The organism is Pseudomonas sp. ICMP 3272 (assembly GCF_001466905.1).
Taxonomy (GTDB): domain Bacteria; phylum Pseudomonadota; class Gammaproteobacteria; order Pseudomonadales; family Pseudomonadaceae; genus Aquipseudomonas; species Aquipseudomonas amygdali.
Genome location: NZ_LKEK01000041.1, coordinates 49,935 through 64,375 on the forward strand (window position 1 = coordinate 49,935; position 14,441 = coordinate 64,375).

Consider the following 14,441-nt stretch of genomic DNA (forward strand, 5'->3'; position numbering starts at 1 on the left):
CAACTGCCCCGATCATCGAGCAAGACAATCGCCATGAACGACACACGCCTTTGCCCTCTGTGCGGTTTCAGCAACCAGTGCAGCCTGGCTGACCCGCGTACGGCAGACCAGGCCTGCTGGTGCTTTTCGGAAAGCATCGACCCTGCTTTGCTTGAAGCCTTGCCTGCGGACATTCGCGACAAGGCGTGTCTGTGTCCGCGTTGCGCCGGAATCCAGGAGGCCGCATCCGGCCAGCCTGCCGACCGGATCAACGAGTAAGATGCGCCCCCCATCCCCTGCCAGCCACTATCGCCATGCGTCTTGATCGCTTCCTTAGTAACCTGCCAAGCCTCAATCGCAAAAGCGTGCGCCTGGCGCTGGCCAGCGGGCGGGTGCAAGTAGACGGGCAAACAACCAGCGACCCGCACCACGAAGTCCGTGAGTTCAGTTGCGTAGCACTCGACGGGGAAATACTGCAAGCCGGCAAAACTGCCCGCTATTTCATGCTGCACAAACCTGAAGGCTGCGTCAGCGCGACAGTTGATACACAGCACCCGACAGTCCTCGACTTGCTGGACGAGCCTGACAGACACGAGCTGCATATCGCCGGGCGGCTGGACTTCAACACCACTGGCCTGATGCTGATTACCAACGATGGTCAATGGTCACGACGCCTCACCCAGCCGCAGACAAAAATGCCCAAAGTGTATTACGTCGAGACCGAACAACCGATCGACGAACGCTACGCGGCCACATTCGCTGCTGGAATGTATTTTTCATTTGAGAACATCACCACGCAACCGGCGCAATTAACCCTGCTGGGGCCACGTAGCGCACGCCTGACTATTGTGGAAGGTCGCTATCACCAGGTGAAACGGATGTTCGGTCACTTCGATAACAAAGTGCTGCGCCTGCACCGGGAGAATATTGGCGAGCTGGCGCTGGACTCAGCCTTGGCACCCGGCAGCTACCGCGCGTTGCACGCTACGGAAATCAGCCTGTTCTGAAAAGTCACAACCGTTTGGCGGATTACGCAAACAAGGTACGAATGACACTTGCGGGTTAACGGATCGACTGCTTGACTGGGATTGTCAGTCCTTATGCGACTGATGAGTCAATCCATTATTCCAAGAAACACTTTGTCGTATCGAGCCGCTGGCTCGCGACACATTGCCCGCCAATAACAATACCTGTCGAACAGCTTATCGGATCGACATGGGCCTTTAATCGGCTATCGCCTGCCTGTCACGAAACTCGTGCAACGTCATGTGCACGCTTACCTGTTTACGCCAGGAGTTACACCTATGTCGCCAGAAAAAGCAGTGCTGGACATACAAGGACAGTTTCGGGTTTATACCGAGTTCTATCACACCGATGCCGCCGCAAAGACCATCATTCTGGTCAACGGCTCACTGGCCACCACCGCGTCATTTGCTCAGACCGTCCGCAACCTTTACCCCACATTCAACGTGGTGCTCTATGACCAGCCTTACTCGGGCAGGTCCAAGCCACACAACGTGCACGGCGCACCGCTGACCCGGGAAGAGGAAGGTCAGCTGTTGCTGGAACTGATCGACCATTTCAACGCCGAGCACGTTCTGTCCTTCTCCTGGGGCGGCGCAGCTACGCTGGTTGCGCTGGCGCATCAACCAAGACGCATCGAAAGCGCGGTCATCAGCTCGTTCTCACCGGTTATCAACGGTGCCATGCGCGAGTACCTGGACAAAGGCCTTGACTACCTCGGCGCACATAGCCGTTACGACATGGGGCATCTGATCAACAACACTATCGGCAAACACCTGCCGTCGCTGTTCAAGCGCGTCAACTATCGCCACGTCAGCAGCCTGGACGGTCATGAATATGACCAGATGCACTATCACTTCAGTCAGGTACTCGAGCTTGACCCGGACAATTACCTGACAGCAGGAAAGCGCATCAAGGCACCGGTACTGTTCATCAATGGCGCCTGGGACGAGTACACCTCCGCGAACGACGCCGCGCAGTTCTCCCGATACCTGCAGAACTGCAGCTTCAGCACCATCGAAGCCACAGGCCACTTTCTGGACATGGAACACAAGGCCGCCTGCCGCGACTCGAAACAGGCGCTCATGAACTTCCTGCAACCGGCACAAGCGTCATCCAGCGTCTACAACCGGGTTCAGGGCCACCATGCTTTCGCCTTCTGAAACACGTCAACGCCTCTCCGTCAGCCCACACGCATGTGCAGCTGGCGGGGGGTGTGCGAGGGTGTGATCAGGAGGGAATCGCTGCGCGGTGAAATTAGCGCTTCAAATAAAGGCAGGGTTCTGGTACAAAGTCAGCCGCTCAGAGCAGGTCCCAGAGCGGGTATAGTTTAGTGGTAAAACGAAAGCTTCCCAAGCTTTAGTTGAGGGTTCGATTCCCTCTACCCGCTCCATTTCTCTCCTGACACGTTAATTCTCCTCAAATCTCCGAATGGCACGTAGCGTGACAACCTCTACCGCTGTCCGAGCGGGATCTACGCTTCTTCGCATAGCTGCTCATGTTCAGTATCGCCTCTATCTTCAGTCAGACTGATATCCATACATCAACGCGTTCCAGCCACCTGACCGCCGAAAAAGCGATAGTACGCAGCGTCTGGAATGACGACTTACCAAGCTTGGGTACATGCTAACGACTTGGCAGGAAGCACGTGCTCGCGCCAGCTCAAGCGTCAGAACCCTGGAAACTGAAATCAACTACCTGACAGTTTTTTGAAGATGACCTGCGAGCGTTAACAGGCCACTATCCGTTGCACCCAAGCCATCAAGTTCAGAGGGGCCTGAGGGTAACCAACACCCCGCCAGTCCCATCCTCAATCAACCAAATAGTAACGTCAGGCGCAACACCTTTGACCTTATCCCCCCGGGGAGGATAAGGTGTCAGCCTGGATCATTCACCCAACAGGCTCAAGCGATGAGTGAGCACGAACATCCGTATGACCATACGCACCAGTCACACGAGGCGATCATCAAACGTCTCAAGCGTGCAGACGGCCACTTGCGAAGCATCATCACCATGATCGAAGACGGCCGCGAATGCGTGAACATTGCTCAACAGCTTCATGCCGTCGAGAAAGCGATATGTCAGGCGAAACGCACGCTGATCCAGGATCATATCGATCACTGCCTTGAAAACACCATGGGGGCTCTTGCCAAAGGCGAGCGAGCGCCACTTGAAGCCTTCAAGCAAATCACTAAATACCTGTAAGGCCTCACATGCCCGACTTTGCCGATTTATTGCAGCGAGGCGGTGCCAACGCCTGGCTGTACTTCCCCAGCGCCGTCCTTTTAGGGGCATTGCACGGCCTGGAGCCGGGGCACTCCAAAACCATGATGGCGGCATTCATCGTGGCCATTCGGGGATCGGTGAAGCAGGCTGTCATGCTCGCGCTGGCGGCAACGCTTTCCCATACCGCTGTTGTCTGGTTGGTCGCCATCGGCGGCATGTATTTGGGTCAGGGCCTGGATGCCGAAACGACCGAGCCCTACTTTCAACTTGCGTCCTCAGCGCTGATCATCGCCATCGCGCTGTGGATGCTGTGGCGCACATGGCGTGGCGAGCAGCTGTTTAAATTCGAAGAAGAAAACGGTGCCCACAGCGATCACCACGACCACGAAATACACCACCAAAGCCATGACCATGACCTGGAACACCAGCACGGCCATAGCCATGATCACGGCAATCCGCAAAGATTCACGCTGGCTGCCGAGGGCTATCAGGATGCTCATGAGAAGGCCCATGCCGAAGACATTCGCAAGCGGTTCACCCACCGAGAGGTCAGCAACGGTCAGATTCTGATGTTCGGTTTGACCGGCGGGCTCATCCCTTGCCCAGCCGCAATCACTGTTTTGCTGCTGTGCCTGCAAGTGAAGCAAGTCACGCTGGGGGCCGCGATGGTGCTTTGTTTCAGCATTGGTTTGGCAATCACTTTGGTGACTGTCGGAGCCGCTGCCGCTATCGGCGCTCGCAAAGCATCAAGCCGTTTTCCCTGGCTCAATGCAGCTGCCCGACGAGCTCCGTATCTTTCCAGCGTGTTGATCATTTGCGTCGGCGTGTACGTGGGTGTCCACGGCTGGAACGGATTGTATTCGTGAGATGACATCGTGTTCGAGCTGACCAGCTATCTGGGCCTCTTTGCCGTGGCATTTGGTGCCGCAACGCTTCTGCCGCTGCAGTCTGAAGCAATGCTGGCCGGTATGCTCCTTTCGGAACGCTACGCGACGACTCTTCTTTTGGTGACGGCAACGACGGGCAATGTTCTGGGGTCGGTCGTGAACTGGTATCTAGGGCGCTCGATTGAACGCTTTCGGCACAAGCGCTGGTTCCCCATCAGCGAGCGACACCTCGACAAAGCGCAAATTATTTACAGGCACCATGGACGCTGGGCATTGCTGCTCAGTTGGGTGCCCATCATCGGTGACCCGATCACCATGATCGCCGGTGTCATGCGCGAACCGCTTTGGAGCTTTCTTCTCGTCGTCACTTTTGCAAAAGCTTTACGCTATTTGACGCTGACAGCGATCACGCTGGGGTGGGCGGTATAGAGGTGATCGGCGGTGGCGGCTCGAATAGTGGGTAGACACTCCAGATAGAGTGCCCGGTTTCGCTTTGATACTTATTTCAATTTTGCAAAAAATTGAAATAAAACCCCAACCTCCGTACTCTCCATCTCAAATTCCTGGAAATTTGAAATCATGGTCAAGTCGCCGCCTGCGCTCATCCAGAATCCGTTCGCCATGATTATCAGCGATCACGCCGATCAGGCAGACGCCTACCTTGAGCTTGCGCAGCCCTTCGATGCGCAGGGACGTTATCTGCATTTCGATAAACTGCGTTTCAGATTTCCTAAATCGCTGGATGCAGCTCTGGCCTGGTCGGTCGTCAGGCAAGCCAGAAATCGCCAGCTAGTCACGGCCATATCTCTGGGTGAACCATCTCGGCCCTGCGGCTTTCTCTATACGCCTGCAATGCAAATGGCTGTCTCTGCCGGTGACCAGAATACGACCACAGCGGCGCTGGAATGGATGTGCTCCAGAATTGGAGAGTCCAGGCAACTGACGTACCTGCTTAACGATCTGGTCGAAGACGAGGCGATCAGCAGCAGCCAGCTTGAGGGGGCTGCAACGACTACCAAAGCAGCAAAGGAGTTGCTGAAAAGAAAGCGTAGCGCCCGGACTCCCGACGAAAAGATGATCATCGGTAATTTCCGGATGATGCAACATGCGTGGGAATGCCGGGACCAGGAACTGTCGCTTGAGCTGATAACCGACCTGCATCAGGTGGGTGTCGAAGGGATAGAAGACGAGCGTTATTGTCCAGGCGAATTACGGTCAGTGGATGACGTTGTTGTCGAGGATGGAAACGGAAACATTGTTCATCAGCCACCGCCCGCTCAAGGCATTCAGAAACGGCTTCTGTCGGTTATTGCGTGGGCGAATAGCGAGCACTCGGACCTGGACAGTCCAACCTACATTCATCCGCTGATAAAAGCAGTCATCCTCCATTTCGTGATTGGTTATGAGCACCCGTTTCACGATGGCAACGGTCGAGTCGCCAGGTCGTTATTTTATTGGTACCTGTTCAAATGTGGTTTTGGCGGATTCAGGTATATCGCCATCAGCACGCTTCTGAAAATCGCTCCGATCAAGTATGGAAAAAGCTACCTGTACACCGAAACGGATGACATGGACCTGACGTACTTCATCGACTATCAGTGCCAGGTCATTGCGCGGGCCATCAAAGAGTTTATGAGAAATCACGAAGCGAACGTGGCTGCAATTGATCGCTTCAACGCGTTCCTTTACGAGTCGGGGCTGTACACGAAGCTGTCCGACAAACAACGAATCATCTTCAACGTGGCCAACTCATCAGACATAAAGTCTTTCACCGTGACCGATGTCAAAAACAAGCTGGGGTGTGCTTACAATACAGCGGCAACTGTACTGAATGGTTTGGTGGACCTGAAACTGTTTCACAAAATGAAGACCGGCAGTGAGTCGGTTTATTCGATGATCGATACGACTCAACTATTGAAATCATCATCGTAAACCAACACCTACCTTCCCCACGCCTGCGTCTTCCGGTACGCGCGCCCTGGCCTCTTGCGCCGAAACCGGCACCACCAGAAACTGCCGATAATCCCTGAAAGCCTCCAGCACAGATGTGTCCTGAGGACGATAGTCATCGCCACTCATCTGTTGCTGATTCGCCACACACGCTCTTCCAATAACACCCATACATACATCATTTGCGCCAGCTGGACCCGGACCAAACAAAGCAAACGCGGTACCCGGCTGATCCGTGTCGTTGAACAGTGGATGAGCTACGTTTTCAAAATCATTCCCTTCCACCAGCAACTGTGAGGATGAAGTCCGCGACATGATTGCGCCCTGGTAGGTCATGCGCTGAAAAACGTTATTGACCAGTTGAGCGCGGACTTGCGCATTATTCATGCCTCCGGAATGCGGCGCTCTTCCCGAAGCGTCGTGTATGTAGTTTTTCGACAGCGTCAGCGTGTCCTGACTGCCGAGGAACAGCCAGACCCAGTAATGATGACCATCGCAGGTCGACGAGTAAGGCGTGCGACCGTCGAATTCATTGCTGGAAATGGTGACGTGTGAAGCAGTGCCCCAGCCTGTCACGATCATTTGTCTGCCGATACGCGCGAAGGTGTTGTGGTCAATCCACACGCCATCGGCCTTGTTCAGAGTGAGCGCATCTCCGCCCCATACGACACTCGGGTTGATGTCTGAGAGCGTCAGGTTACGGACAATCACGTTATGTGCGCCGTCACCGATGAACAGCCCCGCACCTTGGATACCAGCCTTTTTGCCCACGCCTATCAGGGTCTTGTTCGATCCGACTTTCAGTGGCTTCAGCCCTGCATTGTCGTAGGTCACCATGACCGGTGGCCTGGATTGGCAGAAGTTGTTGGGACCATTGAGTGCAAGCTGCTCGCCGCCATGCGGACACTGTTTGACCATGCAACCCGGTTCGGTGGTTTCGGCGCTGCCTTTTGCAACGAGACTCCCGCGAAAATCGAACAGGTGCTCCAGCACAATGACCCGCGGAGTTTCATCGGTACAGGCACCGCGCGAGTCGTAAGACGCGCACAGTGCAGACCGAAGCTGATCAAGTGTCGAAGGGTGTACTGCCGCGGCGGCTCCGCCCCCCGTAACCCCTTTGGCAAAACCTTCAGGCAAGTCCGCTGCCTCCAGGTATTGCGCCCCCGACAGCATCAGGAACACAGCAGAAACGCATTGCAAAAGAGCACCCAAAAGCCTCATTTGTTGAACTTCCAGTCCCATTCGCGAAGGGTCGCGAAAACAGTCTGAATGCTAAACGCAGAGCGGCCTGCCTTACTCGTATTCTGTAGCCTTCGTCAGGCTCTGTTCAGCCGCGAGCATCACTCACGAAAACGCCAGCTCCATTCTGATACTGTCGATTCCAGGACCATGCCCGTCCACTTCGACAGAGGTCACGACAAACCCCAGATTCAAGTAGAAGCCCTGAACGTGCTGGCTGGTATCGATGTGGGAACGGGTAACGCCCGGTAATGACCTTACGACATCAAGTCTCGCCTGGGTCAGAAACCTGCCCAGGCCGCTACCGTGTTGCTCACTGTGGACCATGCCCCATGTAAGCTCGGCCACTGACGGGTCTGACAGCACGAGGTATCCCCCGCAAGCCAGAACATCGCCATCACGCTCGACAACGAAGTAATGACCCAACGGTGCCAGCAGGAAGCTTGCAAATTGCTCGCGCTCCGCAGGATCAAAGTAACGCGGTACGTTGCTGTCGAAAATATCCAGACAGATATTCCGGGCCGAAAATGTGTAGGGTAAGAGCGTTGCCATTTTTAGCCTGTCTGTTGCGGTTGATCACATTGCCTGACGAAATATCTCCTGAATCTGCTCAAGATCGGCACGACGCGGATTGGTCAGACCGCACGCATCTTTCAGGGCATTGGTGGCCAGGATCGGAAAATCCTCTTCCTTGACGCCAAGCACCGCCAGCCCCGCCGGGATGTCCACGGCAGCCGACAGTGCGCGAATGGCCTCGATTGCCGCCTGAGCGCCTTCTTGCGGAGAAAGACCACGAATATTGCAGCCCATCGCATGTGCAACATCAGTCAGCCGCGCAGCGCTGACGCTCGCATTGAAACGCTGAACATGAGGCAGCAATACGGCGTTGCACACACCGTGCGGCAAATCATAGAAGCCGCCCAGTTGATGCGCCATGGCGTGTACATAGCCCAATGATGCGTTGTTGAACGCCATGCCGGCCAGAAACTGTGCGTAGGCCATGTTCTCGCGCGCAGTAATGTTCGCTCCATTGGTGAAGGCGTCGCGCAGATTGTTGGCAATCAGTGCCATGGCCTGCAACGCGCAGGCATCCGTGATCGGAGTGGCAGCCGTCGAGACATAGGCCTCTATCGCGTGAGTCAAGGCATCCATACCGGTGGCGGCGGTCAGTGACTTGGGCATGGCAATCATCATGTTCGGGTCGTTTACGGATAACAGTGGCGTCACGTTACGGTCAATGATGGCCATTTTTACGTGGCGCGCTTCGTCGGTGATGATGCAGAAGCGGGTCATTTCGCTGGCGGTTCCGGCGGTGGTGTTGATCGCAATCAGCGGCAACTGGGGTTTTGCCGAACGGTCGACGCCTTCATAATCACTGATATGCCCACAGTTACTGGCGCACAGGGCAATTCCCTTGGCGCAGTCATGAGGTGAACCGCCGCCCAGAGAAATCACGAAATCGCACTGGCGTTCCCGCAGCAAGGCCAGACCGTTCTCGACGTTGGCGATGGTCGGATTGGGTCTGGCACCGTCATACACCACCGAGTCGATGCCCTGCTCCACCAACAGCCCCGCGACCTGACTGGCCACCCCGGCCTTGGCCAGCCCTGCGTCGGTCACGATCAACGCCTTGAGAAATCCGTATTTGCGAATGGCGAGCATGGCTTCATCAATGCAGCCAGTGCCGATGATGTTCACTGCGGGGATGAAAAAGGTGCTGATCATAACGGACCCTCGTGGGTAGCTCGGATGCTTGGGTGATAGCTCAAGCATCCGCCGTGTGCGAGGTACAACCATTGACCTGGCGCAACGAAGCAGCCCGATAGCAGACCGTTGGTCGAAGATTCTTCGGTCCTACGTGTGCAGGGTGGCTATTTCAGCCGATGAAGCCGTCCGCCCTCAGCAGCGTTTCAAGGCACTGCTCGCTGATGCCGTAAAACGTCTTCAGTTCCTGGATACGCGCGATCAACAGGTCAGGGTTGACCGATTCGGCGCGCTTGACCGCCAGGATCATCTTGTTCTTGTTGGTGTGCTCCAGAGAGATGAACTCAAAGACCTTGGTTTCGTAACCGCACGCTTCCAGCAACAAGGCACGCAGGCTGTCCGTGACCATTTCTGCCTGCTGGCCCATATGCAGTCCGTATTGCAACATCGGTTTCAGCAAGGCCGGACTCTGGATCTGCAGGCGAATCTGTTTGTGGCAGCACGGCGAGCACATGATGATCGAGGCGCCGGAGCGAATGCCCATATGAATGGCGTAGTCGGTTGCGATGTCACAGGCATGCAGCGCGATCATCACATCCAGCGCGCTGGGCGCGACAGTACGCACATCGCCGTGCTGGAACGTCAGGCCGGGGTGTTCAAGACCCGCCGCAGCGTTGTTGCACAAGGTGACCATGTCCTCACGCAGCTCGACACCGGTCACCTGGCCTTGCGCCTGCAAGGTATTGCACAGGTAGTCATGGATCGCGAAGGTCAGGTAGCCCTTGCCTGAGCCGAAGTCTGCCACCTTGATCGGTTGATCGAGCTTGAGTGGCGATGAACTCAAGGCATGGGAAAACACTTCGATGAACTTGTTGATCTGCTTCCACTTGCGCGACATCGCAGGGATCAGTTCATGCTGCCGATTGGTGACACCCAAGTCGGCCAGGAACGGGCGGCTCAGCTCCAGATAGCGTTTTTTCTCACGATCATGCCCGGCCGAAGGAGCTTCACGCTCCTGCTGAGCCTTGCTTTTGAACAGCGTGGTCTTGCCCTTCTTGCTGAATTCCAGCTGCACCTCGTCGGTCAGCGACAGCAGATGCGCGTTTTTGAACGATTCAGGTATCAGGCTGGCAATAACGCCCACAGCTTCTGCAAGCGGGAAATTCTTGGTGATATCGCGGGTCTTGTAGCGATACACAAAGGTAAGGCATGGCTGTTCCTTGACGGTCAGCGGTTTAATGATGACCCGCTGTAATTCGGCCTCGCTGCCCACGTATTTGGCCAGCACCAGCTTGATCAGCGAGTTTTGCGACAGGCTGGTGTCCAGCAGGCCGAGAAACTGCGCGCGGTGATCGGTCGCAGTGTTGGATGACGTGGGGGTAATGACTGACATTGAAAATGTGCCTCAAACGTCCCGGCCGGGACTCGAAAAATCAGACCGGCATTTTAGGCGCGTCGACGCGTCAAGGGCACCTCTATTTTTCAAAGACTACACACACTGTTTGCACGGACCTACACACCAAAGCGAAACACACATAACCTGTAAAACAATCACGACGAAAATCACGAGCCATTACTTGTACCGCGCAAAAACACCTTTATAGTCGCCCTCACTGATGACAGACAATCAGATCTCACTCTTGGAGCTTTTTGCTCTAACAGAATAACTTGTACAAGGAACGTGCAGTATGTTGAGTCAAGCAGCACTCTTGGAAAACGAAGATATCGCACGGGTTACTTTAAAACCCGTAGAGTACTTGAGCGTCATACTCGATGATGAAAAAAACGGAGGCCGGAGCGCGGCACTTATTCTGACCAGGGAAGACATCCTCAGTCTTAAGCGTTACGAGCGTCACGCCCTGAACATTCCCACTTCGCTTACTCGTGTCGAACAGCAATTGGGTTTTACAAGAAGTTACATTCCCGGGCTTGAGCCTAAAGATATGCTGGTGACTTACCAGGCAATCAATAATCATGGCAAGAGCTGGCTCAGTATCGAGGATGGCATCAAACGCAGCGGGTTCGCCATTGAATTGTTTGCCACCCAATTCTCGAGACAGGGCGAACAGATCATCAACTACATCGAAAAAATGGATTTTGCCAGACAACTGGACCTGACCGTTGCCGATTTAAACATCGAAGAGGTCCGTAACACTGAGCCGGTACCACTGGGTGAAACCGATCAGAGGGTGTGTATCACGCTGGCAGAGTTTCTGAAGAAAACGGCGTCACAAATAAAAAACCATCAGCACGCTGCGCAAACCCTGGCGGACCACATCGATACGTTCAGCACCGTCCTGAGCGTCCAGCTCATTCCCGGCATCAATGACAAGGTGAAACTGGCAAATTGTTCTGATCTGGACCAGCAGATCCAGGGCCTGGAAAAAGATATCGAACAACTGACGACGGAAATCGAGCAGAAAAACAACGAGTATAAAACCGCCCTTTATAATATTGCCTGGGGTCTTTTCGGCGGGCCCATCGGGGTCGCTATCACGGGGGGCATTTTTGGCGCCCAAGCGGAGGAAATCCGAAAAGAAAAAAATCGAATGGTGGCTTCCAAGAACCAGAAAGTTCAAAAACTCGAAGAAAAATCTCCTTTGGCAGCCGCCGTGCGCAGCCTGCAAATACTGTTTGAAGACATGAATATTCGCATGATGGACGCTCACCAGAGCGCCACCCATTTGAAAGACCTCTGGACCATGCTGGCGGCGTATATCGACCGTTCTGCCAGTGAACTTTCAGCGATCACGACTGATCAGGCGCTGATGATTTTCGCTATGCAGTTTCAAGGCGTAGTCACACCTTGGCGGGAAATAAGAGGCATGGCGAATCAGCTACTCAAGATATTTGATAGTGCACTGGATCAGTTTCAACGCGAACAGCAATCCGGCAAGAGAGGACAATGATCATGAGCACTGAAACCCTGAGTGAGCCGTTGGTCCTCACCCCTCCTGACAACGAAGTCATGACAGCCGCCCGCCAGAATATTCTTGCGCAGGTGAGCAGTTTGAAGCTGAACTTTCTGCCGGCCATGAAAGAAAAAATGCTGCCGCTTCAAGACGCATTGATTAGCGCAGACAAGGCCTATCGCCAGGAACTGGCCAATATCACCGTGCAGTTGAATACTGTAAACCTGAAACCGATCGATCAGAAACAACAACTGATTGAGGTCGACGCAACGCTCAGCGACAAACAGAAACAACAAGCGATCAACCTGCTGAACGGGCAGCGCATTCGGCAGGTATCGAATATCACAGCTGCGGTACGCCGCAGCGCGGCGGCCATTGCCGAGCACAACGATAATATGGCGCAGATCAACCTGACGCTGGAAAGCAATCGTTTGCTGGAAACACTCCAGCAACAGATCGACAGCATCACCCAACGATCAGCCACTTTAGAAAGCGCAATGGCTCTAATCGCTGAAGACCGACGCCTGCTTGACGCAACGATCAGTACGCTTGAAAAGTACAACATTGCCGACCTGTTCAAGGAACTACTGCCTACCCCGGAGGAGCTACAGCTCATCATCACACCATCGCCAGAACTTGCGCTGGTCTCCGCAGGGATTGCCAGACTCGAAAAACTACTCGACAAGATCAGCAGCGCCCTGACTTATCTTGATCTTACTCGAGAGCGCGACAGGCTAAGATCGCGCTATAACGCCCTGCTCGACGACTCCCGTCTGTCTACCCAGGAAACAAAGGTAATCAAGGAAAAACTCGACGAATTGACAGGGCTCGCTGCCGTCGCTCAGAGCAAAGCACTTTGGGTACAAGAAGCGAAAAAGGTTTATCAATCGCTCTATCATTTTCTGGATCAGATAACATCGCCAAGTGATGCTTCGGCGTTGATCAGCCAGCATGTCGAACAACTGAAGACCTACATAAAATCGTTTTATGACGTAAAACGTATCGTCTGACCCGCACGATTTTCAAGCAAGGCAGATGTCGATAAAATCGACATCTGCTTTTTGCCGTTACCCCAACACCACCAGCCGATTCGGCAGCTCATTCCTGCCGTGCGTCACTGGAACGTGATCGGCAAGCAACTCGCCACAGGCATGGATACAGCCGAGAAACCCCTGCAAGGTCTGCCCGTCTCTGACCTGCTGGGTAAATACGTCGACCATCGCCTTCCAGGTATCGTCATGCAGACGACTGGCAATGCCATGATCAACCAGAATTTCGACATACCGTTCGGCCTCACTGACAAAAACCAGAATGCCGGTTCCGTCATGGGTCTTGTGCAGGTTTTGTTCAAGAAACTGCCGACGTGCCAGATTTCCGGCTCTCCAGCGCCGAACCGAAAGCGGCACCAGCAAGGCCGACACGTTCGAAACGCGGCAGACCAGCGCCACAACAATGAACGTACTCATTTGCGCCAGCATCAGTTCGTCCGCGCTCAACCACTGAACGCAGTAATTGACCGTGCCCGGCAGCAGCAGGCCGATCAACCCGGCCCAGATCAGCGGCATGTACGCGTAGTCGTCGGCACGAGCAGCCAGTACCGTAACCAGTTCGGCATCGGTGCGCTGCTCGACGCGATCAATCGCTTCGGCGACCTGCCGCTGTTCATCTCTGTTCAATAACGCCATGCTTCCCTCATTGACCAATCGATCGGCTACCAGTTGCCCGAAGCCCCGCCACCGCCAAAGCGACCACCATTGCGGTCAGCGGCCCTGTCACGTGCGGGCCGGGCAACGGCACCGCGTTTGATACTGATGATCACGATGCCCAGCACGATAAGGGTCAGAACAATCGCGATCAGCCAGACCTGATCGTCATTGGTCTGCTCTTCATATTCGGACATCTGTCTCGTCGGTTCGGGATAATCCGGTATCTGACCGCCCAAAGCCGCAATAACCGCCCGTGTGCCGCGCTCGATGCCGACCGCAAAACGATTGTCGTCAAACTCGGGCGTCATCAACATATCCATGATCAAGGAGGCCTGGGCGTCATTGAGACGATCCTTCAGGGCAGCACCGACTTCCATAAATACTTTGCGCTTGTCACGGTAAACCACCAGCAGAACGCTGTCGTCTTCGCCATGCGGCCCAAGGCTCCAGGCATCGCCGAGTCGGGCACCGAACTCTTCGATGCTCGTACCCTGCAGATCGGCCAGGGTGACCACTACCACGCGCTCACCGGTAGCCTGCTCATGGGCACGCAGAAGTCTGGCCAGACGAACCGTGGTCTGGCTGTCGAGCATTTGTGCAGCATCGACCACACTGCCGGTCATTGGCGGAAAAACCAGCGCGGTTGGCTCCGCCTCGGCACGCAACCCACCTCCCAATAGCATCACCACGTACAACATCCATTGTGAAACAGACTTCAAAATCAGACCTCCGGTGCTTTTTTGAATCTATTGAAACGACACGCCTTAGCCAAAACACAAGTTCCCCGGCATAATCCATCGCCAACGCCTGATGCG

The 14,441-nt window shown here is 54.7% G+C and carries 15 protein-coding genes and 1 tRNA gene; 10 read left to right on the top strand and 6 right to left on the bottom strand.

What is annotated here, in order from left to right:
- Positions 1-33 precede the first annotated feature (33 nt).
- The 8 genes from AO068_RS07900 to AO068_RS07935 all read left to right on the top strand — a co-directional run bounded on the left by AO068_RS07900 (position 34) and on the right by AO068_RS07935 (position 6,047).
- The gene (locus AO068_RS07900) at positions 34-258 is read left to right on the top strand and encodes a cysteine-rich CWC family protein (RefSeq protein WP_057402902.1); all 225 of its coding nucleotides are present in this window, start codon (positions 34-36) and stop codon (positions 256-258) included.
- A 35-nt stretch (positions 259-293) separates the two neighbouring features.
- Positions 294-986 (top strand): pseudouridine synthase, encoded by a 693-nt coding sequence (locus AO068_RS07905; protein ID WP_058400800.1) that lies wholly within the window; start codon positions 294-296, stop codon positions 984-986.
- 297 nt (positions 987-1,283) lie between these two features.
- Entirely contained in the window at positions 1,284-2,165 is an 882-nt protein-coding gene (locus AO068_RS07910) for an alpha/beta fold hydrolase (protein WP_057402904.1), read from the top strand.
- A gap of 156 nt (positions 2,166-2,321) precedes the next feature.
- Positions 2,322-2,395, top strand: a tRNA-Gly gene (locus AO068_RS07915).
- 518 nt (positions 2,396-2,913) lie between these two features.
- Entirely contained in the window at positions 2,914-3,207 is a 294-nt protein-coding gene (locus AO068_RS07920) for a metal-sensing transcriptional repressor (RefSeq protein WP_058408062.1), read from the top strand.
- An 8-nt stretch (positions 3,208-3,215) separates the two neighbouring features.
- Entirely contained in the window at positions 3,216-4,094 is an 879-nt protein-coding gene (locus AO068_RS07925) for a nickel/cobalt efflux protein RcnA (RefSeq protein ID WP_058408063.1), read from the top strand.
- Between the two features lie 9 nt (positions 4,095-4,103).
- Positions 4,104-4,544, top strand: coding sequence for a YqaA family protein (locus AO068_RS07930; protein WP_058400795.1), 441 nt, complete (start codon positions 4,104-4,106; stop codon positions 4,542-4,544).
- 150 nt (positions 4,545-4,694) lie between these two features.
- Complete coding sequence (locus AO068_RS07935; RefSeq protein ID WP_058400794.1) at positions 4,695-6,047, top strand: Fic family protein; 1,353 nt, start codon at positions 4,695-4,697, stop codon at positions 6,045-6,047.
- Here the strand turns inward: AO068_RS07935 and AO068_RS07940 are convergent.
- The 4 genes from AO068_RS07940 to AO068_RS07955 all read right to left on the bottom strand — a co-directional run bounded on the left by AO068_RS07940 (position 6,039) and on the right by AO068_RS07955 (position 10,401).
- Complete coding sequence (locus AO068_RS07940; RefSeq protein ID WP_058408064.1) at positions 6,039-7,286, bottom strand: polysaccharide lyase family 1 protein; 1,248 nt, start codon at positions 7,284-7,286, stop codon at positions 6,039-6,041. The two genes, AO068_RS07935 and AO068_RS07940, sit on opposite strands and share 9 nt — an antisense overlap.
- A gap of 123 nt (positions 7,287-7,409) precedes the next feature.
- Positions 7,410-7,856, bottom strand: coding sequence for a GNAT family N-acetyltransferase (locus AO068_RS07945; RefSeq protein WP_058408065.1), 447 nt, complete (start codon positions 7,854-7,856; stop codon positions 7,410-7,412).
- A 24-nt stretch (positions 7,857-7,880) separates the two neighbouring features.
- A complete protein-coding gene (yiaY, locus tag AO068_RS07950) occupies positions 7,881-9,029 on the bottom strand; it encodes an L-threonine dehydrogenase (RefSeq protein ID WP_058408066.1) in 1,149 nt (382 codons plus the stop codon).
- Positions 9,030-9,180: 151 nt separating this feature from the next.
- Positions 9,181-10,401, bottom strand: a complete 1,221-nt coding sequence (locus AO068_RS07955; protein ID WP_058408067.1) for a class I SAM-dependent methyltransferase — start codon at positions 10,399-10,401, stop codon at positions 9,181-9,183.
- A gap of 295 nt (positions 10,402-10,696) precedes the next feature.
- Between AO068_RS07955 and AO068_RS07960 the strand changes: the two genes are divergently transcribed.
- Entirely contained in the window at positions 10,697-11,917 is a 1,221-nt protein-coding gene (locus tag AO068_RS07960) for an alpha-xenorhabdolysin family binary toxin subunit A (protein WP_058408068.1), read from the top strand.
- The gene (locus AO068_RS07965; protein ID WP_058408069.1) at positions 11,914-12,930 is read left to right on the top strand and encodes an alpha-xenorhabdolysin family binary toxin subunit B; all 1,017 of its coding nucleotides are present in this window, start codon (positions 11,914-11,916) and stop codon (positions 12,928-12,930) included. The genes AO068_RS07960 and AO068_RS07965 overlap by 4 nt, the downstream gene beginning before the upstream one ends.
- A 57-nt stretch (positions 12,931-12,987) precedes the next feature.
- Here the strand turns inward: AO068_RS07965 and AO068_RS07970 are convergent, their stop codons facing one another.
- Both AO068_RS07970 and AO068_RS07975 read right to left on the bottom strand, forming a co-directional pair.
- On the bottom strand, positions 12,988-13,605 hold the full coding sequence (locus AO068_RS07970) for a TPM domain-containing protein (protein ID WP_004664032.1): 618 nt from the start codon (positions 13,603-13,605) through the stop codon (positions 12,988-12,990).
- 26 nt (positions 13,606-13,631) lie between these two features.
- A complete protein-coding gene (locus tag AO068_RS07975) occupies positions 13,632-14,324 on the bottom strand; it encodes a TPM domain-containing protein (RefSeq protein WP_058408070.1) in 693 nt (230 codons plus the stop codon).
- Positions 14,325-14,441: the final 117 nt, after the last annotated feature.